Annotated in this window: 20 protein-coding genes and 1 tRNA gene; 15 read left to right on the plus strand and 6 right to left on the minus strand. The window is 42.5% G+C overall.

Features of this window, described 5'->3' with window-relative positions; translation table 11 throughout:
• Position 1: 1 nt before the first annotated feature.
• On the minus strand, positions 2–925 hold the full coding sequence (locus OO016_RS04530; RefSeq protein WP_266011205.1) for a bifunctional riboflavin kinase/FAD synthetase: 924 nt from the start codon (positions 923–925) through the stop codon (positions 2–4).
• A gap of 130 nt (positions 926–1,055) precedes the next feature.
• Between OO016_RS04530 and OO016_RS04535 the strand changes: the two genes are divergently transcribed.
• Both OO016_RS04535 and OO016_RS04540 read left to right on the plus strand, forming a co-directional pair.
• Positions 1,056–4,745 (plus strand): zinc-dependent metalloprotease, encoded by a 3,690-nt coding sequence (locus tag OO016_RS04535; RefSeq protein ID WP_266011206.1) that lies wholly within the window; start codon positions 1,056–1,058, stop codon positions 4,743–4,745.
• Entirely contained in the window at positions 4,742–5,422 is a 681-nt protein-coding gene (locus tag OO016_RS04540) for a hypothetical protein (RefSeq protein ID WP_266011207.1), read from the plus strand. The genes OO016_RS04535 and OO016_RS04540 overlap by 4 nt, the downstream gene beginning before the upstream one ends.
• Position 5,423: 1 nt before the next feature.
• On the opposite strand, the gene pth is transcribed toward OO016_RS04540, so the two are convergent.
• The 3 genes from pth to OO016_RS04555 all read right to left on the minus strand — a co-directional run bounded on the left by pth (position 5,424) and on the right by OO016_RS04555 (position 7,743).
• Positions 5,424–6,059 (minus strand): aminoacyl-tRNA hydrolase, encoded by a 636-nt coding sequence (pth, locus tag OO016_RS04545; protein WP_266011209.1) that lies wholly within the window; start codon positions 6,057–6,059, stop codon positions 5,424–5,426.
• Positions 6,060–6,127: 68 nt separating this feature from the next.
• Complete coding sequence (locus OO016_RS04550) at positions 6,128–6,781, minus strand: 50S ribosomal protein L25/general stress protein Ctc (protein WP_266011211.1); 654 nt, start codon at positions 6,779–6,781, stop codon at positions 6,128–6,130.
• 20 nt (positions 6,782–6,801) lie between these two features.
• A complete protein-coding gene (locus OO016_RS04555; RefSeq protein ID WP_266011212.1) occupies positions 6,802–7,743 on the minus strand; it encodes a ribose-phosphate pyrophosphokinase in 942 nt (313 codons plus the stop codon).
• 204 nt (positions 7,744–7,947) lie between these two features.
• Between OO016_RS04555 and OO016_RS04560 the strand changes: the two genes are divergently transcribed.
• From OO016_RS04560 to OO016_RS04575, 4 genes are all read left to right on the plus strand, one after another.
• Positions 7,948–8,031: transfer RNA gene (locus tag OO016_RS04560), tRNA-Leu, on the plus strand.
• Between the two features lie 42 nt (positions 8,032–8,073).
• Positions 8,074–8,310: a GIY-YIG nuclease family protein gene (locus OO016_RS04565; protein WP_266011213.1), complete on the plus strand. Its 237-nt coding sequence runs from the start codon at positions 8,074–8,076 to the stop codon at positions 8,308–8,310.
• A 650-nt stretch (positions 8,311–8,960) separates the two neighbouring features.
• A complete protein-coding gene (locus OO016_RS04570) occupies positions 8,961–10,685 on the plus strand; it encodes a TorF family putative porin (protein WP_266011214.1) in 1,725 nt (574 codons plus the stop codon).
• A 34-nt stretch (positions 10,686–10,719) separates the two neighbouring features.
• Positions 10,720–12,744 carry a hypothetical protein gene (locus tag OO016_RS04575; RefSeq protein ID WP_266011215.1) on the plus strand — a complete coding sequence of 675 codons (2,025 nt, stop codon included), beginning with the start codon at positions 10,720–10,722 and terminating at the stop codon, positions 12,742–12,744.
• A gap of 175 nt (positions 12,745–12,919) precedes the next feature.
• On the opposite strand, the gene OO016_RS04580 is transcribed toward OO016_RS04575, so the two are convergent.
• Positions 12,920–13,963 carry a hypothetical protein gene (locus OO016_RS04580; protein ID WP_266011216.1) on the minus strand — a complete coding sequence of 348 codons (1,044 nt, stop codon included), beginning with the start codon at positions 13,961–13,963 and terminating at the stop codon, positions 12,920–12,922.
• A 242-nt stretch (positions 13,964–14,205) separates the two neighbouring features.
• The gene (locus OO016_RS04585) at positions 14,206–14,568 is read right to left on the minus strand and encodes a hypothetical protein (protein ID WP_266011217.1); all 363 of its coding nucleotides are present in this window, start codon (positions 14,566–14,568) and stop codon (positions 14,206–14,208) included.
• A gap of 636 nt (positions 14,569–15,204) precedes the next feature.
• Here OO016_RS04585 and OO016_RS04590 point away from each other — a divergent pair.
• The 9 genes from OO016_RS04590 to dinB all read left to right on the plus strand — a co-directional run bounded on the left by OO016_RS04590 (position 15,205) and on the right by dinB (position 23,501).
• Positions 15,205–15,609, plus strand: a complete 405-nt coding sequence (locus tag OO016_RS04590; RefSeq protein ID WP_266011218.1) for a hypothetical protein — start codon at positions 15,205–15,207, stop codon at positions 15,607–15,609.
• Between the two features lie 149 nt (positions 15,610–15,758).
• The gene (locus OO016_RS04595; protein ID WP_266011219.1) at positions 15,759–16,940 is read left to right on the plus strand and encodes a carbohydrate binding domain-containing protein; all 1,182 of its coding nucleotides are present in this window, start codon (positions 15,759–15,761) and stop codon (positions 16,938–16,940) included.
• Between the two features lie 180 nt (positions 16,941–17,120).
• Complete coding sequence (locus OO016_RS04600; RefSeq protein WP_266011220.1) at positions 17,121–17,423, plus strand: hypothetical protein; 303 nt, start codon at positions 17,121–17,123, stop codon at positions 17,421–17,423.
• Positions 17,424–17,486: 63 nt separating this feature from the next.
• Positions 17,487–19,886, plus strand: coding sequence for a TonB-dependent receptor (locus tag OO016_RS04605; protein WP_266011222.1), 2,400 nt, complete (start codon positions 17,487–17,489; stop codon positions 19,884–19,886).
• 18 nt (positions 19,887–19,904) lie between these two features.
• Positions 19,905–20,459 (plus strand): type 1 periplasmic binding fold superfamily protein, encoded by a 555-nt coding sequence (locus OO016_RS04610; RefSeq protein WP_266011224.1) that lies wholly within the window; start codon positions 19,905–19,907, stop codon positions 20,457–20,459.
• 344 nt (positions 20,460–20,803) lie between these two features.
• On the plus strand, positions 20,804–20,974 hold the full coding sequence (locus OO016_RS04615) for a DUF6747 family protein (RefSeq protein WP_266011226.1): 171 nt from the start codon (positions 20,804–20,806) through the stop codon (positions 20,972–20,974).
• 318 nt (positions 20,975–21,292) lie between these two features.
• On the plus strand, positions 21,293–21,463 hold the full coding sequence (locus tag OO016_RS04620; protein WP_266011228.1) for a DUF6747 family protein: 171 nt from the start codon (positions 21,293–21,295) through the stop codon (positions 21,461–21,463).
• 172 nt (positions 21,464–21,635) lie between these two features.
• On the plus strand, positions 21,636–22,151 hold the full coding sequence (locus tag OO016_RS04625; RefSeq protein ID WP_266011230.1) for a YybH family protein: 516 nt from the start codon (positions 21,636–21,638) through the stop codon (positions 22,149–22,151).
• A gap of 135 nt (positions 22,152–22,286) precedes the next feature.
• Positions 22,287–23,501, plus strand: coding sequence for a DNA polymerase IV (gene dinB / locus OO016_RS04630; RefSeq protein WP_266011232.1), 1,215 nt, complete (start codon positions 22,287–22,289; stop codon positions 23,499–23,501).
• Positions 23,502–23,823: the final 322 nt, after the last annotated feature.

A 23,823-nucleotide genomic window follows, 5' to 3' on the forward strand; every position in this document is an offset into this window, starting at 1 on the left:
TTCAGGAAATTAGGGCGAGGGCGTTTTTCCGGTCTTTCTTCAACTGTTGTCGCAAAGCTTCAACTGATTCAAAACGCTGTTCATTACGTAACCGATGCAGGATCTCAACCTGTATTTTTTTATGGTATAAGTTGTCCTTAAAGTTAAGGAAGTGGATTTCAATACTCCTTTTGGAGCCGTCAACCGTGGGGTTGACTCCAATATTCATCATACCATAAACCAGCTTTCCATCAATTTTGCTTTGGATTACATACACCCCATTTTTGGGAATAAGCTTATAGTTTTCTGCTATATGCAGGTTAGCTGTTGGGAAATCCATTGTCCGGCCTAACCCCTTGCCTTTTTCGACTGTACCCGTTAACATATACGGATAGCCCAGATAGCTATTTGCCGTTTCGATGTTGCCTTCCTCAAGGGCCTTACGGATCTTTGTGGAACTAACGGATACCTCATCTATTTCCTGGGCCGGTATTTCCTCCACCTCAAAATCCAATGTATTCCCAAATGCTATTAGGTCCTGAATGTTGGCGTTTCGGTTGCGCCCAAATCTATGGTCATATCCAATGATGATCTTTTTAGCTTTGAGCTGGTTAACCAGGATATCCCGAACAAAATCTGTTGCCGTGAGACGTGAAAATTCCCTGGTGAAGGGATGTATGATGAGGCAATCCAGCCCGATCTTTTCCATGATAGCTGCCTTTTCCTCTATGGTATTCAGAAGTTTGATGTCTGCATCTTTCTGCAGGACCATTCTTGGATGGGGGTAAAAAGTAAGGACTGTGGCACTCATGCCAACTGTTTTGGCACTATTTATGAGGCGTTCCAGTATTTTCCGGTGCCCTATGTGCACTCCATCGAAGGTTCCTATGGTAATTACGGAGTTCTTTCGTTGATCGTACTCGGAAATGCTTTGGACTGTAATCACAGAGTGAAATTAATAAAAAGGCTTACTTTTATCGCAATAAATGCCCCACATGATAGCAAAATTACGTCTTGTTTTATCAATTCCCATCTTCTTTTTTTCCTTTTGCCTTTGGTCCCAAACGGTATACTGGATGCCGTCATCTTCGGTTGAGAGGATTCCGGAACGTTTCCAGGTGGAGGCTAACGGTGAGAAACCTGCACTTTTTAGCCTGGATGAGGCGGAACTTGGTAAAAGGCTGAATGGGATAAGTCCCGGCGTGCTTTCCAGCGAAACTATTTACTTTCCAGACGCCAAAGGCCGGTTTATTCAATTTCGGGTAAAGGAAACCCCTGTTTTTGCCCCTGAACTGGCGGCCAAATATCCCAATATCAGGTCGTTTACAGGATACAGTACAGGAGCAGATCCGGTAAAAATACGTTTCAGCTACTCCCATAACGGCTTGCAAAGTATGATGATCTCACCGGATAAAGGCATTCCAACTTTTATTGAAAAGCTCAACAAGGGAGCCAATGTTTATGCAATTTATAATCGAGATGGACTGTCTTCCCGGGAGGCAGAATTTGTCTGTAATACACAGACTGCCAGGATGCCTGAGATGCCACAAACTTTCCCCCTGTTCGATGATCAGGTCCTGCGCAGGTACCGCATTGCTGTTTCTGCTACGGGAGAGTATACGGTTTTTCACGGGGGTACAGTAGCAGACGCCCTTGCTGCTATAAATGCCACACTTACCAGGGTAAATGAAGTTTTTGAGACTGATCTGGCTGTTACTTTTGAATTGGTTGCTGATAACGACCTGATAATATTTACAGACCCGGATACAGACCCCTATGGTGGCAACCTCAATACAGAAACTCAGAACACGATTAGCTCTACTATAGGGGCCCTGAATTATGATGTTGGTCACCTTTTCCATGAAGAGAACATAGGCGGAAACGCCGGATTTATAGGTGCCGTTTGCCAGGACGAAAGAAAGGCAAGTGCCTATTCGGCATCATTGAATCCTGAGGGAGACCGGTATGATATTGATCTGGTAGCCCATGAACTCGGCCATCAGTTCGGGGCCAACCACACCTTCTCTCATACTCCGGAAGGAACCGGAGTGCAATTTGAACCGGGCAGTGGTACTACAATAATGAGTTATGCGGGAATCACCGGGGAAGATGATGTGGCCGGTTTTAGTGATCCTTACTTTCACTATATCAGCATTTTCCAGATAGCCAATTACCTGCAGGGCAATAGCTGTGCTGTAGAACTCCCGCTTGCCAATAACCCGCCCCTGATACAACCCCTGACCGATTACAGCATTCCCAGGGGAACCGCATTTGTACTTACCGGAAATGCATCGGATCCGGATACGGGAGATGTGCTTACTTATACCTGGGAACAGGCAGACAATGGGCTGGTTACGGCCAGTACCTTTGGGCCCGAAAACGTCAGTGGTGCCAATTTCCGATCCCTTGAACCCACTTCCAGTCCGGAACGCTATTTCCCAAAACTTTCCAGGGTGGCCAGTGGCAACCTTACGCAAACAAATCCTGTTGAGAATTCTGCCTGGGAAACGGTATCTACAGTAGAACGGGAAATGAACTTTGCACTTACGGTTAGGGACAATGCGGCAGGAGGGGGTCAACTTACTTCTGCGTTGATGAAGGTTGATGTGGTGAATAATGCCGGGCCATTTGTGGTGACTTCCCAGTCAAATACCACAACCTATTCCGCGGGGTCTGCCCAGACCGTAAGCTGGGAGGTGTCCGGAACTGATGAAGCTCCCATTTTTGCCCAGTATGTAGATATATTTCTTTCGCTTGATGGCGGTAACAGCTTCCCTATAATCCTGGCTGAGCAGGTGCCTAACGACGGGGAGCAGGAAGTCTTGCTACCAGGTTCTGCCAGTAGTACCGGGCGGATCATGGTGAAGGCCTCCAACAATATCTTTTTTGCTGTCAATGCAGCGGACTTTACCATTACCGAATCCGAGGTGGTGATGGATTTTGAGGCGCTGGACTATGAAGTCTGTCAGCCCAATGACCTTACTATCCCTTTTGAATTTGAGACTTATCAGGGATTTAGTGAAACAGTGACTTTTTCTATACCCGATGCTCCAGCAGGACTGGGCGTTTCGTTTAATCCTTCAAGCGTTGATGCGGAAACTTCCGTAAACCTGACAATTTCCAATACAGCGACTGTTGCAGCAGGGGAATATCCACTTACCGTAACGGCCACCAGTGCCAGCCAGGTAACAACCGTTACCCTGCAGTTAAAGGTGTACAATAATTCTTTTGCAGACGTGTCCCTGCTAAGTCCAGCCAACGGGGCTTCTGATGTGAGTTTGCTACCGGTATTGCAATGGGAGGCCAACGCCAATGCTAGCAGCTACCAGGTAGAAATTGCTACAGATGCTGCTTTTGGCAATGTGGTTGATTCGGGCAGCGTGCTGCAAAATCAGTTTGAACCCCAGGGCTTGCAGGAAAGCACCACCTATTACTGGCGCGTTAAACCGGTAAACCCTTGTGGAGAGGGAACTTTTTCCACAGCCTTTAATTTTACCACCATACAACTGGATTGTGAAACACGAGATGCCACGGATACGCCAAGGGCGATCTCTTCTGCCGGAACTCCCACGGTTACTTCAGAAATCATGTTTTTGAATGACCTTACCATTGCAGATGTTGATGTTCAAGTGAATATTGAACATACCTACGTATCTGATTTGGTTATACGCCTCATTTCCCCTTCTGGTACCGCCGTAACCCTTGTGGCCAATGCCTGTGGTTCCAGGGAGAACATCAATGCTATTTTTGACGATGATGCCCAGCCATTGAGCTGTGGTGTTGACCCGGCCATCTCTGGAACGGTTAAACCTGTAGGCTCACTTTCCTCTTTCAATGGGGAATCCACCCTGGGAACCTGGACCTTAGAGGTTAGTGATGTGTTTACAGCAGATGGCGGCTTTATCAATGGCTTTTCCCTGTCTATATGTGCCGAAGGCCAGTACAGGCCGGACAATGACAACGATGGGGTTTTCGATGATACGGACGATCTTTGTCTCGGCACCCCTGAAGGTTTGGAAGTAAACGCCGATGGATGTCCCGTATACCGTTTTGATGAAAATAATTTTACCCTTTCCATAAGCAGTGAATCCTGCAGGGGGAACAATGATGGCAGTATACAAATCAATCCGGCACTTACCCGGGATTATACCGTTAGCATAACTGGTCCGGGAACTGACCTGAACGATAGTTTTACCAATGGATATTCCCTTTCCAATTTAGGAGCCGGTGTTTATCAGATATGTATAAATGGCACCGAAGGGAGCATCACCTATGAAACCCTTTGTTTTGAAGCGGTAATATCCGAGCCGGAACCCATAGACATCAATGGTATCCTTTCAGCAGATGGAACTGAAGTTACCCTTAGTCTAAATGGGGCCGACTTCTTTAACATCGAACTCAATGGTGTATTAACCCGGACGTCGGATCCTTTGGTAACACTTAAACTGGATAATGGGCCCAATACCCTGAGGGTAACCGGGGATTTGCCTTGCCAGGGTCTGTTTGAGGAGAGTTATTTCCTGGGAGACCGTACGCTGTTATATCCAAACCCTGTTAAGGATCAGTTTTCCATATTTCTTGTAGAACCACAGGATGGCCTGCAGGTGATTGTCTTTGACATACAGGGCAGGATGTTCAAACAATTCAGTTATTCTGGGTTGATGAATCAGGTTGATTTGGATGCCAGTGCCTGGCCTTCCGGCATGTATTTCATTTCCCTGAAAGGAGAATCGCTGAATGAAACCCATAAAATGATCAGGCGATGAGGAGTGTAATTTTATTAGTAACCGGGATCCTGTTTTTGAGCTGCGGCAAGGATTCCCCACCCAAGCCCCCGGAGGCGGCGCTTCTGGTATTTCCTGAACGAAATTCAGAGTGCACAACTGGAATTGACCTCAATGATGTGACCAGTCAGGTAGAATTCCGCTGGCAGGAAGCAAGGTTTACCGATACGTATGAATTAAGGGTTACCAATTTGAATACCGGATCAACCCAGACCATTACCACAACTGCCCTTTCTGCTGTTCGCCCGTTGGAGAAAGGAGCACTTTTTCGCTGGGAAATCCGTACTCGAAATGAACAAACGGAAGATATTGTCAGCAGCGAATCCTGGTTGTTTTACAATGCCGGGTCACAGGATAGCTATGCGCCTTTCCCAGCTGAAATAATATTCCCGGTTTCAGGGGCTTCTGTTGTGCCGGATATTAATAACGAGATTACCCTCCAATGGTCCGGATCTGATGTTGACAATGATCTGGCTGGATATGAAATTTACCTGGATACTTCTAATCCACCGACCACGCTTGCTGCGAGTCCGTCTGTAAGCTTGAACAGCACAAGAATAGTGGTGCAGCGAAACACGGTATACTACTGGAAGATCATTAGCAGGGACAGGGAAAACAACACTTCTGATACCGGGGTGTATAGTTTTAGGGTACTTTAGGCTAGGTATTGTTGAATTGGTTCATGGTGATCTTTGGTCCCGCGAGGATAAATGAAGGGATGAGATCCATGATGCGATCCATCCGCTCGGGCAGGGCTTCTTCTTCCGGGACATCCCATTTTCCGAGTACGTAATCTACTTGCTTCCCTTTGCTGAAATCGCTTCCAACACCAAACCTGAGTCTGTGGTATTGCGTGGTCTGTAGTACTTGCTGTATATCTTTGAGCCCGTTATGGCCTCCGTCGCTTCCTTTGGATTTAAGTCGCAATGTACCAAATGGAAGGTTGATATCGTCTGTAATGATAAGCACATTTTCCAGGGGTATTTTCTCCTTGTCCAACCAGTATTTCACCGCCTTGCCACTGCGGTTCATATAGGTAGACGGTTTGATGCATAATACCTGGCGTCCTTTGACTTTGAAGGTGCCTATATCCGCGAGTTTAGCAGGTTCAAAGGCGAAATCCATTTTTGCAGCGAGAGCATCCAGGATTTTGAAGCCTACATTATGGCGAGTGCCGGCGTATTCCGGACCAATATTGCCCAAACCTACTAACATAAACTTTTTCATAGCCTCATCTGTTTCTCCCAGTATGCCTGCCTCTTTTTTAAAAAGCCCGGATATTAAGCGAAATAACATGCCTTAAAAATACAAAAGCATCCCTAAGCCGTGAGCAAAAGGGATGCTTGTATCTGAATGTTTTAGAACTATTCGTTGCTTTCTGCCGGAGCTTCGGCACCTTCAGCTGCGGCTTCAGCGCCTTCAGCTGCTACTCCTTCAAGTTCTTCTTCCTCCTCCTCGTCGACCACAACAGCAGCACGAGCCATCTTAACCTGAACAACTACCGAAGAATCCGGGTGCTGGATGGAGAATTCATCTTTCTTAAGTGTATCTACCGAAATATGGTCACCGATCTTCAATTTAGAAATATCCACGTCAAAGAAATCGGGCAGGTTGTCCGGAAGTGCTTTGATAGTAAGCTTACGCCTCCTGAAAAGCAATCGCCCACCATTTCTAACCCCTGGAGAATTCCCTTGTAGTCTTACCGGGATTTGCATGGTAACTTCTTTGTCCGGGAACAACTGGTAAAAATCAATGTGCAGAATTTTATCGGTTACCGGGTGGAACTGAATATCCTGCATAACGGCTTTAACTTTTGCTCCCCCTTCCAAATCAACCACAACAGTGTGGGCTTTTGAGGTGTACACTAAATCCTTGAATGCGATTTCATCCGCTGAAAAGTGTAGTGGTTTATCCCCTCCGTAGACCACGCAAGGGACCTTTCCAGCATTACGTAGGGCTTTCGTTGCCTTCTTGCCCACGCTTTCTCTTTCTGATCCTTTGATTGTAATTGACTTCATTTTATATAATAAGTAATGATTTACATGATGAATTTGGACGCAATGGAGGTGTTGTTGTGAACACGTTGCATTACATCGGCGAACAGATCGGCACAGCTTAACACCCTGATCTTATCACTTTTGGCTTGGATAGGGATGGAGTCTGTGACAATGAGTTCTAACAGTTTTGATTTTTCGATCCTTTCATAGGCATTGCCTGAAAGCAAACCGTGTGTTGTTATGGCACGAACGCTTTTGGCTCCTCGTTCCATCATCAGGTCGGCTGCCTTGGTAAGGGTTCCGGCCGTATCCACAAGGTCATCTACAAGGACTACATTTTTGTCGGTTACATCACCGATGAGTTCCATGTGGGAAATAACATTAGCTTTAGCGCGCTGCTTATAGCAGATCACTACATCGCTTTCCAATGCTTTGGAATAAGCATAAGCCCTCTTGGAACCTCCCATATCCGGTGAGGCAATAGTCAGGTTGTCCAGGTTAAGGCTTCTTAGGTAAGGCAGGAATAAGGTAGAGGCGTATAAGTGGTCTACCGGCCTTTCAAAGAATCCCTGTATCTGGTCTGCGTGCAGGTCCATGGTGATAATACGGGTAGCACCAGCAGCTTCCAGCATCTTGGCAATAAGTTTGGCTGCAATGGGCACCCTTGGCTTGTCTTTGCGATCCTGTCGGGCCCATCCGTAATAGGGGATCACGGCGGTTATGTGCCGTGCAGAAGCCCTTTTGGCCGCATCTATCATAAGCAGCATTTCCATCAGGTTCTCCGAACTCGGATTGGTGGAGCCAATAATAAAAATCCTGGTCCCGCGGATGGATTCCTCAAATGAGGGCTGGTATTCCCCGTCACTGAATCTGGAGAAATTTACATTCCCCAGTTCCATTCCGTATGATGCGGCGATTTTTTCTCCGAGTTCCCTGCTTTGGGAGCAGGCAAAAATTTTCGGTTCAGGAACTTGATAAGGCATGCCAGTATACTTATTGTCTAAATTTTTGGTACCCTGTGTTTTAAGGAGGTGCAAATTTAAACAATTATTTGGGTTGCTAAAGGATAAAACTGAAATTTTAATTTTACAAATGGAGAGTATTTTATAGCTTTGCAGACCCTTTGCCTCGGTGGCGGTCCCGATAGCTATCGGGAGGTAGATCTGCCTGCTATCAGAAGGACACTTGCCAAAGTGGTGGAATTGGTAGACACGTTGGATTCAAAATCCAATGCCTGCAAGGGCGTGTGGGTTCGAGTCCCACCTTTGGTACAAAAGCCTCATCCAGGATGAGGCTTTTTTATTTTTAGAGATATGATTGAGGTCTATGCTATAAGAAGTATTCATAGAAAATACATTTATGTTGGTATTACAAATAATATTGTTCGAAGGTTAAAGGAACATAATAAGGGTTACAACAAGAAGACCAAAGCTTACAGTCCATATGAATTGATTTACACAAAGGGATTTGCAACAAGGTCTGAAGCCCGAAAGCATGAAAAGTTTCTAAAGTCCGGGTCAGGTAAGGAGTTTTTGAAGACTTTGCAATAAAGCTGGACCTGCCTGCCGGCAGGCAGGTTCAAAATCCAGTGGTAGCAATACCGTGTGGGTTCGATTCCCACCCGAGGTACGGATAAACCACAAAATGTGGAAGTGCGAGCGAGCTTCAAAAAAAGAAGCTCGCTTCTTTTTTTGTACAAGGGCGATACTTCTTTTTGTGGTTTTCAAAACGAGCGAGTAGGGAAGCTTTCTGAGAAGAAAGCATTCCCGGCGAGTTTTGAGATGATTCTATTGGGTGTCAAACTTCGTATTTTGAAACGAACGCCGTGTTTCTTTTTTCGGCTTTCAAAACGAGCGAGCAGGGAAGCTTTACTTAAGAAAGGCAAGTCCACCCGAGCTAACATTTCTAACATTTTATTCATTCCTTGCACGCACATTCGTTTCAGATTGAATTTGGAATAGACATTAACTTTCCCGTTTGGAATTTGTTTTATGTCAATTCTCTTTTTGTCACATAGTCTGTTTAAGCAATCAACAACATGGCTGTGACAAAATGTAAGATTTTGTAAACTATACCTGCAGTTTGTCAGATTCATTTGCATTTTATGTAGATAATCCATTATTTCGAAAATCCCCTGTCAGAAATACTTTCCTGCAATACTATTATTATTACCCAGCAGGGTATTTAATCCAACCAAAAAATGAGAACCTCATCCAAACTTCTTATTGCATTTATTTTACTGTTTGTATTAAGCAATTGTTCCAAAAATGACTCTGGACCAAATACAGATCCTGATGTGGATTCGCCAGCACCAGGTCCAAATTCAGAATCTTTCTCAGTTGTATCAGGGAACATCGATTTGCCTGAAGGGAGTAGCCTTAATTTAAGTTCGCTGACCGTATCGTCATCAACTAATAAGAGCACGATTTCTAATGGTGGTTTTGAACTGGATGTATATGGAGATTACACGGCCACTTATCTTGCTGATGCTAATGATAATGTGTTTTTGATAGGATATAAATATCCCGATAGTCCCAATAATGATATTACTTCAACTTCAACGGCTTTAGGTTTGCTAATGATGTCGCCATCAGTTTTAGACCTTTCTGAAGAAGGAAAAAGATTGTTGATCAATAGATTTTTGGGAGACAGTAATTTTCAGGTATTAGTAGAGGCGATTGAGCAAAATATAGCTGCAGGTAATGATTTATTCGATTCAAACAATACAGCAATAATGCAGGCCCTGGTTGCGGTTTTTCAATCTTCTTCTCGTCCTAACTCCAATAATGAAGAATTGCCTGTTTTCATGTCAAGAGCAGGAAGAAACTTCATTTTTAACGCTGGACAGGGTACTGTTCCCAATGTATATAATACGATAATTGGTGTTTATAAAAATGGGGATAAGATTGATAACATCAAGGTAAAAGGTGTTCAAATAGTCCCAACTTCACTTTCAGAGCTTTTTCAAGGAGGCGGCGGCTCTATAGGCGATCCAATTGACGAAGAATATACCTTGCAGGGAGATGGCGATTTTACTTTTAAATTCAGAACAGGTAAGCCCGGGTCAGATGAATGTAGCCCAGAACACGAGCAAGCCTTTTATGATAACCTGGGGCAATTCTCCTATAATCTCTTGGTAACACTTATACCATTTCTTGAAACATCCAGTTGTGCTACTACTATTATAAATACTGCCACTACTGCGATTGAAAGCAGTATTGATATAAGTATGAATACTAAGGATGTAAGAGTTCTTCTTCTGCAGGTTGCGGACCTAATTATAGGTAAGTCAGAAAGTATAATTAGTAATTGTGTATCGGAAATACCTTTGGAAAGTAAGTGGTTATTTAAATTTTTAAAGCAATGGAATTTTATCAGTACAGCTTTTGGAGCAATTTCTAATGGGGCAAATACAACCATATTTGGCACTCAGTGGATTACTTCTAATTCCACCACAGATTTATTTTTTACTGTGTCTGGCAATGATGTAGTGGAAAGGGATTTTAGAGAAAGTTATGTAAAGTATTTAGACACTGGTGAAATAATAAGATTTGCAAATCCTGTGGAGTATTACGACTATAGCAATACTTGTGGCACAAGACATTATATGATAGGTCATAAGCCATCTGACTCGGATTGTTCGTTTGTTTGGACTGATACTTTCGGCTGTTTGTCCTGGAGAATCGAGGTTAATATAAGTAATGAAGATGGTTCCGACCAGTCGTTATCTATTCCTTATAGAACTGTTAATTTTCGAAATTCTCTAGGCGACCATTTTTTTCGTCTTGATGATGCCATTGGTCCAGTTAGTGGGTTAAATTATTTTACATCCTTTCAAGAAACTTCCGAAGGAGTATTTATAACTGGAGATGTTACATTTAATCAGAGTGTAATTCGACCTGTGGAGATTGTCTTAAAGTTCTAAAGGAATCCCGAACGTTTAATTAAAATCCATTCAGATGAAATATTTTCTCACCCTGATATTTAGTGTATTCTGTTTATCCCTGCAGGCACAAGCAAAAGCTTTGGCTGAGGATGATATTGACTGGGAGTTACAAAGGCTTGAGGAACAAAAGCGAGAATTAGAAAAGACTTTTTTTCCCGCTATGACGGATTTTCAGGATGTGAAGGCAGGAACTTTCAGTGGAGGAGCTAAAACTAAAGAGCAATGGGTTACGCATTTGGAAAATAAACTAAGAGAGGTGCAATCATTTGTTCAAAAGAGAAATTTAAGGAGTCTCTGTTCTCAATATGATAATTTGCAACAAGCTATTGCAAGTAGAATGAATTCAAAATATAGTAGTACACAATGCGATAATATCGATCTACATATCCAGGCTATCAGGGATAAAATTGTGTATTATAAGAATCAGATAAATAATCAACCAAGTAGTACCGATAATACCAGGTATTTGTCCCTTGGTAATCAGGGAAATGCCAGTGATTCAACCAATGGCAAAAGTGGTTCTGGTTCTGGTAATGGAGATCAGAATTACCAGCAAACACCGGAGGAAATAAACCAGGCTAATCAGCTTGCCATTCAGCAGGAAAAAAGGCAAAGGGAACAAAGAGAGATGCAGGCATATGGTGTAGCTTCTGAGCAGATCGTTGCGGGAGATTTTGTGGGTGCCAGTTACACTTTTGCAAATGCAGGCATGCTTGAGGAAACTGTGGTTACGGCCGGATTGGGAGCAGCTTCACAAATTGTCAGTGGTTTACAGGCTGAGCGACAAGAGAACATTGAAAATAGAACGCAAAGGCTAAACGCTTCCTTAAGACGGCTACCGGAAGAAGATGAAAAGGTAAGACAACTTTTTATTAATGGTAAATACAATGAGTTCTTTACAGAGGAGAAAAAGCTTCGCAGTAGTGAGGAGAGTGCTCTTTCCAATGCAAACTGGTTAATAGATAAAGCAAAGGCTACTAGTTTAAACAGTGTTTACAGAGAAATATCTGAGCGAAGAGCTGATAGAATAAGACTAATCATGAAGTATCAAACCGATACATTAGTCAAACTATTCAAAACATTAAAGAATGAAAAATTAATCACGGAGTATAACAATCGAAACGAATGGGATAAAAACAGGATAGGAAACTACTTCAAGCGGGATCGAGATAAAAGATTTAAGCAACAGCTAATCTCTGAAATGAGCAAAGAAAAACTCAATCGATTCAATAAAATTCTACTTCACGACTTTCAAGAAGAGAATTACCAGAATATGGACAAAAGGCTTCTTGATAACTACCACCTAATCCAGTTCTATTTAAGTAATCCTTATAGGAGTGATGAATTTGACCGATGGTTTTCTACAAAGTTTTTTGAGTTAGACCTGGATGAACAAAGATCGTTATTAAAGGAAATTTTAGATGTTAGAAACCGGACTATTGATTTAGGTGGACCAGTTACTGCTAAGAAACCTTCGAAAAACGACTCAAAATTGCGAATGTTACTGGGAAATGGGGACAAGTTAAACTACTATATGGATGTTAGTTCCTGGTTCAGGAAGAAAACTACACCATTTGCTTTATATGAATACCTGGACAGACAAAGTTCCATAAGTGGAGGTATTTGGAGTGGATTCAAAAATACAAGGGCAAACGACTTGGTAAAACAATGGATCAAAAGAGATGAAGAAAGAACAGGAAAGTCAGCGAATGAATTATTTCAAGAAAGAATGTTGTGTAAGACTGTAGATTGTATTGAGGGAAATAGTTTAACAGCAAGTGAATATGAATTACTTGAGGAAAAAGCCATCGAAAATCGAAGAGTTGATCGGGTATTAAAAAGTATTTCCACATTTCAGTATTATGGGGAAATATATAAAAACATCAAACCTAAAAAGTCGATGAAGAATTATAAAAATGCCTTAGGGCTATTGAAACCCACAATGAAAAAATATCCGGATAACGAAAAACTTATAGGTACAAAGTCTAAAATTGAAAAAGAAATTGCCGAATTAGAAGTTCTCTTAAATAAGAAATAAAACCTTGTCTGGAGGATAGATTTTTAGGACATTTTAGAACGTTACTGACCATAATAATGAATATTTTATTTCCCAAATTAAAAGCCAAGTTTCTTTAGATTAATAAACTTGGCTTTTAATGTTATTTTCTTAAAAGTAGTAAGACCTTTAACATAGGTCGGCATTACATTCCCGTTTATTTTTCTTCTCTATAGAAGCTGTAAATCATATTTCCGTCAGGCAGCCTTATACGCTTGTTTGATTCATCATAATTAACCTCTAAAGTTTGCAAACTTACTTCCCAGCACCCGGGATCAGATCCAGTATATTTTAGGGCTATTTTCTTATCAGTTATAGTGTAGTTAAAATAAATGTTCTTTCCACCCTGGGGACATGAAGAATCATAGGCTGGTACGTAAAACTCTCCCGTTCCATCTTCTTTAAAAGTTAAGCTATGTGGCACCCCCTTGGGGCTAGTCCAATATTTGGCAGTCCATTTTCCCAGATATGGGTTATCACCTTTATTTGCCTTTTTATCTTCTTTACAATAGTCTTTATTGGGATCGTAAATATTATCCTTATTACTGACTTCTTCTTTTTCAGGTTTATTTAAAGGACTATTTGCTGGTTTATTAATTGATGAAGAGGTTCCTTCGGATTTGTTAAATGGTTTAAGTATAAAATCTGACACGAACCACTCCGTAAGTTTGGGTTTATTAAAGAACCAATCCCCATTGGCAGGATCATCAATCAATAGGGAACTATTGGGCTCAAGAGTATAATTTCCAGAGAGATATTTTATGTAGGTTCCTGTAACATTGTTACAAGCGCCTAACACTAATGGCTGGTCCACATTTTCGAAGTTTAATCCAACTGTCGAAAGATTTTTAAATACTACTTTTTTGTCTGGATTAGTGTTTTCTATTTGGAACTTAAATCTCCAGTATTTAATCTTCTTTGCTTTAGCAAAACACTGAACATTATTCTCTGGTTTGGCATTATCGCAGGTCACTTCGCTTTGGCCCGATGCATCCGGGCCATTATATAACTGAAAACTGAATCGGATGCCATCTCTTTCAAATAAGGTGCCACCACTTATAGCCAGGGGTGGGTTTATTCCATTATCAACATAGTGTTCGCCAAGATGTTTGGTGTCTCCAGGATTCACTTTGATTGTTGACTGGGAATAGCATGTTTGAATTATAAATAAGAAGACAATTAAAGGGGGTGAAACTCTCATATAGTGGTTGGTTTAGTTTTTGGAAAAAGGTTAAAATACGTTAGTAACAAAAAAATAAATTTGGCGGTAAAAATCAAAGGGTATTAGCTAAATGGGTCGATGGGCTTAATTTTGTGGCTTTCAAAACGGACGATTAGGAAAGCTTTACTCAAGAAAGGCAAGTCCACCCGAGGTGCAAAAAGTTTCATCTTGGTTATTATATCCGAGTAAACCTTGGTCTTGCTGTGGCCTTACATAAACACTCATTCAAATCGATTTAAATAAATAACACTAGGAAAGTTCTCCATGCCTTGATATACTTGAGTATTATATTGCAGGAGAGTAACACGTAAAAAGATGTAATCATATACTAATTCAAAACTAATGCAAGCCTCACCATCATGATCAGTAAGACTATCCCAGGATGAAGATTCAAGGGGACATTCAGGACTGTAAATACTAGTGCAGGGCTTGTAATTAACTATTGAAACTGTTGCTCCCTGAATAGGAAGCTCTGTTATCGAATCTTTAACGATAAAACATCTGGAAATTAAGTTGTCTTCCGCACTTTTACTACATCCAAGGGTAATTGAGACCAGAAATATTAAACAGACTATTTTTTTCATGACTGGTAGATTTCGGTTCTGCTTTAGTTTTTGAATAGATCGCTAGCACATAAGGGAACTTCAAGTTGGCGTAATTGGATCAAGTATCCCTCAATATTCTCATTTGTAACATCATTAATTGTCTGCACAAGTAAACACCCTTCTGGGTTACTTGATTTAAGATTCTCAAGCCGATTATATTCACTCTCCGTAATTATTATTCTATCTCCACAATTAAAATCATCATAAGAGCAATCACAGTTTTTTCCAAGAAATACTTAATAATAAATACAGTTTGACGGATTATCCGCATCATCAGAGGTCGAGCAAGCTATAGAAGTAATGATCATTACAGACGGTAGTAAAAAGTATATTAAATAGTAACGAAGGGACTTCATGACTGTAAGATTTTGGTTTTTTATTATTAATCTGGAACAATGCTGTTCCAACCTTTCAAAACCAATTTGGGAAATAGATAGAATATAGGAGTCCGAATACCTGATGTTATCAATAATCAGGATATAAAACCCGATCCGCAAGCCTGGATAAGTAGTTCGGATTCCTAACTAAGTTGTTAATACTGCCATACCCTGGCGCTGACCTAAATCATTGTCCACCACCCTCCTCAACAATACCTTTATTGGCAATACTGCCGTCATGAAAGAAATTAAGGGTTGGCTAAAAGTCCTTGCGCTGGTTCTGTCGGGTCTCATCCTCCTGCAAAGTTGTTCTTTATACAGAATACCTGTTACCCTGGAGCAAGCGGCTCAGGAAGGAAAGCCCGTTAAGATTATCACTATTGATGATAAAACCTATAAATACGAATATATAGGTTTGGGTTCTTACAAGAATTTTGAGCGCTACAACATTTTTGCCAAGGGCAGCAAATTTTACGGTGCGGAAGAAGTGAAGGGTTATATAGTACGGGTTCCTATCAATACAGATAAAGTGGAGAAGGTGTGGATGAAAAAAGGGATTCCTGCCTGGGTCATTGTTGCAGGTAGCCTGATCACGGCAGGCATTATTATTGGGGTTATACACGAAAACACAGAGAAAGATTAGAAAACGGGGCCAATAGTTTACCACCTTGGTTAAAAAGTCGCAACCCGGATGGGACTTTTTTATTGAAATGCGAAACATCCTGGCGCTGATCAAGGTCATTGCCCTTTGCCCTTATACAAGGTACCTTGTGTATTTCTAAAAAGTACATCATGAAAACAAATGGCTTTCATTCCTTATTATTTGCTCTTTCTCTTTTGACCATTTCAATGGTCTATTCCCAAAACATTATAACCGATGGAGATTTTAATTTAACCACAGAACTTCGTTCAGATTTTGATGGACCGCCTCCGGTAAATACTTGGTTTACATTTCAAAATGTTTTTCAAAACTATGAGGTAAAAGCCAGGGCCTCTGTTGTAAATCAACAATTGAAATACCAGATCCTTAGCTCTGGAAATCACATACCTGACGTGCAGCTGATACAATATGGATTCTCTTTGAAGCCTGGTCATTCCTATAAACTATCTTTTGATGTGAAAGCAGATGCAGATCGAACTTTTGGTGTTTTTCTGGGGGAGAATGGCGGAAATTGGGCAAGCCATTTAGGCTATAATAACTATACACAAAATGCTACGACTGAATGGAGAAATATCAGCATTGAATTTAATGTTTTTACGGTATTTCCGGAACTTAAATTAAGTTTTGAGTTCGGAACGATAAATACAAATGTGTATCTCGATAATGTAGAACTCATTGACCTTGGTGTTATTAAGGAATCCGCTTTTGCGGGATTAAGCACTTTGGATGAAGGCATTAGTAATCCGGGCTTCAGGCCTGAATCAGAACTTGATCGGGCGTTTATAGATTCATACAAAGAATCGAAATTTATTATTTACCCCACCATTAGCAGGACCCCCAATACCACAACCTGGTCTGCTTCACTTTCTGAAGGATTTGCCCAAAATTTGAAAAGCCTGGATGATTTGGATATCAGTTTAAGCAAAGAGAAACTCAATCCGGGTGAATTAAAGGGGAAAGCTCAATTTCAATTCTTTCAAAATGATATGGAAAGTCTTGGAAGTGAGTTAAAAGAGATAAAGAAAGATACAGACTATTATATTATACCAGAAATTCTATTTGAACCCCAAAGAAATGGGACTCTTTTTGTGTTTGGCATCCATGTTTTTATCCTTAACAGTGAGGGTGAAAATGTATTTTCTTATCTACTTAATTCTCATCACGAGCTTTTTCTCGATGCTAAATTATTTGCTTACAACCCCTTTGAAAGTGATGTTGAAGGCATGAAAAAAAGGTCTTTGGCAGTAGCGGCAAAAGCTTTTAAACTAATGGTTAAACAAACTAATGCCCAGGGTTCACAAGATTTCGATTGATCTTGTGATCAATGAGCTTAAGAAAGCTGGATACACTCAATTTGACGCCAATGTGTCCTTATTACCTTATCAATACATTATCACTGACGGATCAATATATTTCTATAAACTCCTGACAACAAGCATAATTCACAATTTCTTAACATTAATATTCAAGGTCTTCGCTTACTTTCGTGCCGCATGAGGGATCAATACTTCAAAAAAGGAATTCCGTTGTTCTTTTTACTCCTGTTTCTGGGGGTAAAAGCATCTGCCTTTCATCCACTGACACACGAAGAAACAGAAGAGACAGTTCTCTGCGAAGTCTGCACCCTTGTAATCCAACAGGAACTGGACGACTTTGATCATCCGGAACTGCAGACCGTACCCGAAGAAGTGCCTGTTACCCTTTCTGATGAGGAATTAACCAGGTACTTTATCCATCCTTACCACAAGGATATCTGGATGAGGTTCTTTTCCCGTCCACCCCCCCAACTGGCCTGATCCCCTTATCGCCAATTCACCTGTGATTACAATAGGTGTACCTCTCTCTAATTACTTTTATTTATGAAACTCAAGATAGTTTGCTTTATACTGCTGCTTAGCCCGCTGATGATATTTGCCCAGGAATGCAACTATGACCTTAAGGGCAGGGTGGTGGACTTCCACGATAAAACACCGCTTGCTGAAGCCAGTGTTTTTATCAGTCAAATTGGTCGTTCTACCGTGACTGATGAGCAGGGGAATTTTGAGTTTATGGGGTTATGCAAGGGAACTTACCAGGTGCAGGCATCACATTCCGAATGCCAGACTCTGTTTCTCGAAGTGGAAATATCCGGTGATACTTTTAAAGAGATACTGTTGGAACACCACCGGCTGGAACTGGAGGAAGTTCAGGTAATTGGGTCTACTTTATTAAGTAAGACCAACACGGCACAGGAAGCATTTTTACAAAGGGAACAATTGGAGCGCTTCAGCGGAGGAAGCCTGGGGGATGCCCTGAAATCCATTGCCGGGGTTTCCAGCCTGAATACAGGGGCAAACATTGTGAAGCCAGCCATCCATGGATTAAACGGAAGCCGGGTCCTCATCTTCAATGATGGGGTGCGCATGCAGGACATGGAGTGGGGCGACGAACATGCCCCCAACGTAGATGTAAATTCAGCTAATTCAGTTACCGTAATCAAAGGGGCCGGTGCACTCAAATACGGTGGTGATGCCATTGGTGGGGTTATCCTGCTGGAACAAATGAACGTACCGGTAAAAGATTCCCTTTATGGCAGCACATTGCTAACGGGAATGTTAAACGGTAGAGGGGGCAGCGCCACTACAGAATTGAACCGTGTTTTCCATAATGGATACTATGTTAAAGGACAGGGTTCGTTCAGGAGACTTGGAGATAGGGAGGCACCAGATTATGTGCTCTCTAACACCGGCATACGGGAAACCGGGCTAAGCCTTCAGGCTGGACTCAAAAAATTTGAATGGGGCTGGGATGTGCGCTATGCCTTTTACAATGCGGAAATAGCTATACTCAGGGCTTCCCATATTGGGAATGTGGACGACCTTATTCGAAGTATCAATAGTGGTGAACCGGAGATTATCCGTCCATTTACCTATGATTTGCAAAATCCACGGCAGGAGGTAACCCATCACCTGGGAAAGGCCCGTTTTTATAAACGTTTCCGTGGACTGGGGAGATGGAATGTGCAGTACGACTACCAGAACAACAGGCGGTTTGAATACGATGTGCGCCGTGGAGAACGCGATGATACCCCATCGATTGACCTTGAGCTGCAGACACATACCCTCACCTCGGACTTTACTTTGGATGCCAAAGAAAATTATGAACTTCAGTTTGGTTTATTGGGGCGTTACCAGGATAATTTTGCCAACCCGGCAACAGGAGTCAGAAGGCTTATTCCTGATTATGAGAAATACGATCTGGGTGCTTTCGTCACCGGGGAATACCGCATCGGGAACTCATGGACCCTGGAGGCCGGAGCACGTTATGATTTTAACCGTATCGACGCCCAAAAGTTTTACAGGGTCTCCCGATGGGAGGAAAGGGGGTATGAAAGCGACTTTGCCGATCTGATCGTTGAGGATCTTGGTACGCAATACCTTACCAATCCGGTGTTTGATTATCACAACATTTCTGCCTCTGCAGGAGCTGCTTATTCCAGTGACAACGGATACAATATGCGCTTCAATTACGCCCTTTCCCAAAGGGCACCCAACCCCTCAGAGCTATTCAGCGATGGCCTGCACCACTCTGCTGCCCGAATTGAACTGGGCGACCTGCGTATTAGAAAGGAAACCTCGCATAAATTCTCACTAACGTCAGGCAAAACATTTAAAAATTGGGGGTATACCGTGGAGCCTTATGCCAATTTTATACAGGATTTTATCTTGCTGGAACCAACAGGAGTCGAATTTACCCTCCGGGGGGCTTTCCCGGTATGGGGATTCAGGCAAACGGATGCCCGGCTGCTGGGGGTGGACCTGTCTGCCTTTCTTATTCCCGCAGAGCACTGGCGCACAGACCATGCTTTTTCATTGGTAAAGGGCCTGGATACAGAAAACGATATTCCCCTGATTAACATTCCATCTGCCCAGTTCAAGAATCAGATAACCTTTGTACAACCTGAGTGGCATGATTTTGAAATAGCACTGGAAAGCCAGTATGTGTTCCGGCAAAATGAAGTGCCGGAAAATATTGTTGTGTTTTCTCCCGAACAACAACAGGAAGTAGTCCTGGAGATCAACACCCCACCAGAAGCATATCATTTATTGAACCTTAGTTCTTCCATGTCATTTCCTGTGGGAGGACGTACAGCTCTGACTGGCAGTCTGGCTGTAAATAATTTATTAGACAACTCCTTCCGGGATTATCTGAACAGGCAGAGGTTCTTTGCAGATGACCTGGGAAGAAATATCGTATTACAATTAAAACTTACCTATTAATCTAAAAATTGCAATCAAATGAAAACCCTTAGAACCATTTTATCTTTTGCCATTGTTGGCGCATTATTTGTTTCCTGCTCTAATGATGATGATGCCCCTGCACCAGTAAACGAAGAAGAGCTGATCACTACCATGATTATAACCCTTTCCCCTCAGGGAGGTGGCACGGTCGTTACGCTTCAATCCGAAGACCTGGATGGAGATGGGCCTGGGGCTCCAGAGATCGATATATCAGGACCCCTTGATGCCTCTACTACTTATACAGGAACTATTCAGTTGCTAAATAAAACGGAAAACCCTGCCGAGGACATTACCCTGGAAGTGCAGGCTGAGGATGAGGAACACCAGTTTTTCTATGAAGTTACAGGAGCTATTACCGATGTAACCTATACCGATCAGGATGGGAATGGTAACCCTGTAGGACTTTCTTTTGAACTGACCACAGGTGCAGCAGGAGCTGCTACTTTGCAGGCTACCCTTCGTCATGAACCTAAGAAACCAAACGACGGTACTCTGGCAGATGCCGGAGGGGAAACTGATATCAGTCAGCCCTTCAACATCACAGTCCAATAGGAATTGTTGTATAATAAAGAAAAGCGGGACCATAGGGTTCCGCTTTTTTTATGTTCAAATTATACGTTCATAGTTCCCTCAGATATCATATCCGAGGGAACTTTAGTATCATATTCGTGGGATCTTTGCAGGCTTCACCTCAACGATGAATTCTTCATTTTATCTGCATCGTACTAATTTGGGCGTTTTCCGTGAAAGTTCTGGTTTTATAGATTATTGGCAATTACTGTGCAATTCGTCGCTTTATTGTGTAAATAGACCATTTACAGCTACCTCAGGCAATAATGAAAATATATTTGGGTCGTAGAGATTTAAAAAAAAGAATATAAATTCAAATATCGCATATGAGAACTGTTTTACTAATCAAGGAAATTTACAGGGAAGGATTCAGGAATTTGGGACATTATCTGGTTAAACGGTATTTCAAGCTTTTTGCCTGGTTTAGCTTTGTAATGTTTACAGTTGTGCTTTACGCATTTGTTTACAGGGTTTTTACCGGCTTCCCATTTGACTAGGCCCTTCACGTATTAAATAATATGCGGAAACCCAGGAAATTTAATTTTATCCATCTGTTTCTGATAATAGGATGCCTGTATATCTCGTATATGGTATTTATTATCCTGGACATCATGGATAGTTTTTAACCAGGGGTTTTCTATCAGATTACCATAGCCAGGAGTGCAATTTAAAGATCCCGCGATTTCGCGGGATTTTTGTGTTTTTAGGACAAAAATTGACTTTTAAGCCCGTTTTTTGAGCAGTTTAACCAAAAAACACTAAAGTAACCTAAACCTGGTACAGCCTTTGCCTTCTTAGTTATAAAATCAATAGTTATGAAAACAGTAGTTTTAATTAAGGAGATTTATGCTGAGGCTTTCCGAAACCTTGGTCATTATATGCTGAAGTACAGCTTGAAAGTATTCACCTGGTTTAGTTTTGTACTGTTCTTTGTTGGACTGTATGCCCTGATTTTCAGGATGTCTACCGGTTTTGCTTTTGATTAACCTCACAGGGACCATTTTGTCTCGGGGTTGACCTCAGTTTTCAGCAGGCAACTGAAAGTGGTTTGCGTATTTTCTGGTAAGGCTTGACTTTATTGCAGGTAATTTGCTAATTTAATCAGCAACCTGATCATGATATCAGGTGATAAAACTTCAATACTAATCAAGCACTACCATGAAAAAAGTTATTTACTACGCGATTTTTGTACTACTTCTGGCCGCCTGTAGCGGAGAACAAAAGCAGGTTTCAGAAGAAGATATGGCTGCCCAGGCCGAAAAGGAAAGCGCCCTTGCCCTTCAGGCGATCGAAGAGATCAATGCCACTGTTCCTGCACTTATCCTTGAGGGAAAATTCGAGGAAGCCGGAAAGTACTTTGCACCTGATGTGGTGCAGATGATATCCGGACAACCCCCTATCAACAGTCGTGAAGCCTGGATTGAAGCCCAGCGTCAAGCTGCGGCCATCGGGGAATGGAACCTGGAACTGGAGGTCCTCAACTTTGAATACCTTGGAGATCGTGCCGTGGAGCGCGGACGCGGAGTGCAGACCTTTACAGCAAATGAAAACAGTCCCATGCCTTCCATGCAAATGACGGGTGACTACCTGGTTATGTGGAAGAAAACCGACGAGGGCTGGCAAATCCAGTACGATTATGTGGTTATAGCCCCACCTGAAGCACCTATGGAATAGGGGCTTTAGTAAGGGCTTTTTTGATCAGGAAATACCTTTTACCAATCCTGGCTCATATTTTAAATATTTATATTAGGAATAATTCCATAAAATAGGAAATAATCCATATATTAGCTATCCCTTTTTTGGATAGCGATGCAAAAGACCATACTTCATCTGGACCTGGATACTTTTTTTGTATCCGTAGAGCGTCTCATTAACAGTGAATTGCGGGATAAACCCCTGCTGGTAGGGGGTACAAGCGACCGTGGGGTAGTGGCAGCCTGCAGCTATGAAACCCGGGGTTTTGGAGTGCATTCCGGCATGCCCATGAAGATGGCCCGTGAACTTTGCCCGGAAGCCGTAGTAATCCGGGGCAATGCCGGCACCTACAGCAAGCACTCGGATGTAGTGACCGAGATCATTAAGGAACAGGTGCCTGTCTTTGAGAAATCGAGCATAGATGAGTTCTATGCAGACCTTACGGGTATGGACCGTTTTTTTGGATCTTACCGCTACGCTTCCGAGTTGCGCAAAAAGATCATGAAGGAAACGGGTCTTCCTATTTCCTTTGGCTTGTCGGTCAACAAGGTGGTATCCAAAGTAGCTACCAATGAAGCCAAGCCCAACAATCAGCTCAAGGTAGACCTGGGGTATGAGAAGCCTTTCCTCGCCCCGTTATCGATCAAAAAAATACCCATGGTAGGCGATAAGACCTACCAGACCCTACGTAATCTGGGGCTTCGGAAAATACAGACCATCCAGGAGATGCCCGTAGATATCATGCAGCGGGTACTGGGCGCCAACGGCAGGGTCATCTGGAAACGGGCTAACGGGGTAGACCACAGCCCGGTGATCCCTTTTTCAGAGCGCAAATCCATTTCTACTGAACGGACTTTTGACAAGGATACCATTGATGTGAATAAACTTCGGGGTATCCTCATTGCCATGACGGAAAACCTGGCCTATCAGTTGCGCAGGGGAGAAAAGCTTACGGCCTGTATTGCAGTCAAGATCCGGTATTCGGATTTTAATACCTATTCCAGGCAGATGCGGATCCCCTATACCAGTGCAGACCATATCCTCATCCCCAGGATCCTGGACCTTTTCAGGACCTTGTATAACAGGCGGCTACTGGTCCGTTTGGTGGGTATCCGTTTCAGTCACCTGGTTTCCGGAAATTACCAGATTAATTTGTTTGAAGATACGGAGGAAGCCCTGAACCTGTATGCGGCCATGGATTCTATCCGCGAGCGATTTGGAGATAAAAGTGTGCTGCGTGCTTCGGGCATGGGAGCGAGAACCATTGGCAGGATGGCCAATCCATTCAATGGACAGCCTCCCATCATCCTGGCACATCGAAAACAATGACCCCTTTCTCTTTTCTTTGCCCGTCCAAAGAAAAGAGAGAAAAGAAAAGACGCCCTTCTCTGAGGAATTTTTAGCTACCTGAAGCAGCTAAAACCAGCTTCGAAACCTCGCCATCCTGCCTTAGGCAGGACGAGTACCACCGAAGTTTCTCAGCCTATTCTGCAGATAAGGGAAATGGGAATCTAAGGATTACTGATTTGAAGAAATAATCTCCTTTATCGTCAGCGAAAGGGGAAAACTTCGTTATGGATCGCTGAAGCCCTGGAGGCGATCTAGAAGTTTGGCTCTGGTTTTAATGCTTGCGTTAAAATCGCCTACGAGA

Source organism: Lentiprolixibacter aurantiacus (genome assembly GCF_026241225.1).
GTDB classification, from domain to species: domain Bacteria; phylum Bacteroidota; class Bacteroidia; order Flavobacteriales; family Flavobacteriaceae; genus Lentiprolixibacter; species Lentiprolixibacter aurantiacus.

What these genes read in the sequence shown, in the direction of transcription:
- OO016_RS04615 (WP_266011226.1), top strand. Translation starts at nt 20,804, where the DNA reads ATGAGAACTGTTTTACTAATCAAGGAAATTTACAGGGAAGGATTCAGG.
- OO016_RS04590 (WP_266011218.1), top strand. Translation starts at nt 15,205, where the DNA reads ATGAAAGAAATTAAGGGTTGGCTAAAAGTCCTTGCGCTGGTTCTGTCG.
- OO016_RS04535 (WP_266011206.1), top strand. Translation starts at nt 1,056, where the DNA reads ATGCCGTCATCTTCGGTTGAGAGGATTCCGGAACGTTTCCAGGTGGAG.
- OO016_RS04580 (WP_266011216.1), bottom strand. Translation starts at nt 13,963, where the DNA reads ATGAGAGTTTCACCCCCTTTAATTGTCTTCTTATTTATAATTCAAACA.
- OO016_RS04575 (WP_266011215.1), top strand. Translation starts at nt 10,720, where the DNA reads ATGAAATATTTTCTCACCCTGATATTTAGTGTATTCTGTTTATCCCTG.
- OO016_RS04540 (WP_266011207.1), top strand. Translation starts at nt 4,742, where the DNA reads ATGAGGAGTGTAATTTTATTAGTAACCGGGATCCTGTTTTTGAGCTGC.
- OO016_RS04610 (WP_266011224.1), top strand. Translation starts at nt 19,905, where the DNA reads ATGAAAACCCTTAGAACCATTTTATCTTTTGCCATTGTTGGCGCATTA.
- OO016_RS04605 (WP_266011222.1), top strand. Translation starts at nt 17,487, where the DNA reads ATGAAACTCAAGATAGTTTGCTTTATACTGCTGCTTAGCCCGCTGATG.
- OO016_RS04620 (WP_266011228.1), top strand. Translation starts at nt 21,293, where the DNA reads ATGAAAACAGTAGTTTTAATTAAGGAGATTTATGCTGAGGCTTTCCGA.
- OO016_RS04625 (WP_266011230.1), top strand. Translation starts at nt 21,636, where the DNA reads ATGAAAAAAGTTATTTACTACGCGATTTTTGTACTACTTCTGGCCGCC.
- OO016_RS04555 (WP_266011212.1), bottom strand. Translation starts at nt 7,743, where the DNA reads ATGCCTTATCAAGTTCCTGAACCGAAAATTTTTGCCTGCTCCCAAAGC.
- dinB (WP_266011232.1), top strand. Translation starts at nt 22,287, where the DNA reads ATGCAAAAGACCATACTTCATCTGGACCTGGATACTTTTTTTGTATCC.
- OO016_RS04565 (WP_266011213.1), top strand. Translation starts at nt 8,074, where the DNA reads ATGATTGAGGTCTATGCTATAAGAAGTATTCATAGAAAATACATTTAT.
- OO016_RS04595 (WP_266011219.1), top strand. Translation starts at nt 15,759, where the DNA reads ATGAAAACAAATGGCTTTCATTCCTTATTATTTGCTCTTTCTCTTTTG.
- pth (WP_266011209.1), bottom strand. Translation starts at nt 6,059, where the DNA reads ATGTTATTTCGCTTAATATCCGGGCTTTTTAAAAAAGAGGCAGGCATA.
- OO016_RS04600 (WP_266011220.1), top strand. Translation starts at nt 17,121, where the DNA reads ATGAGGGATCAATACTTCAAAAAAGGAATTCCGTTGTTCTTTTTACTC.
- OO016_RS04585 (WP_266011217.1), bottom strand. Translation starts at nt 14,568, where the DNA reads ATGAAAAAAATAGTCTGTTTAATATTTCTGGTCTCAATTACCCTTGGA.
- OO016_RS04550 (WP_266011211.1), bottom strand. Translation starts at nt 6,781, where the DNA reads ATGAAGTCAATTACAATCAAAGGATCAGAAAGAGAAAGCGTGGGCAAG.
- OO016_RS04570 (WP_266011214.1), top strand. Translation starts at nt 8,961, where the DNA reads ATGAGAACCTCATCCAAACTTCTTATTGCATTTATTTTACTGTTTGTA.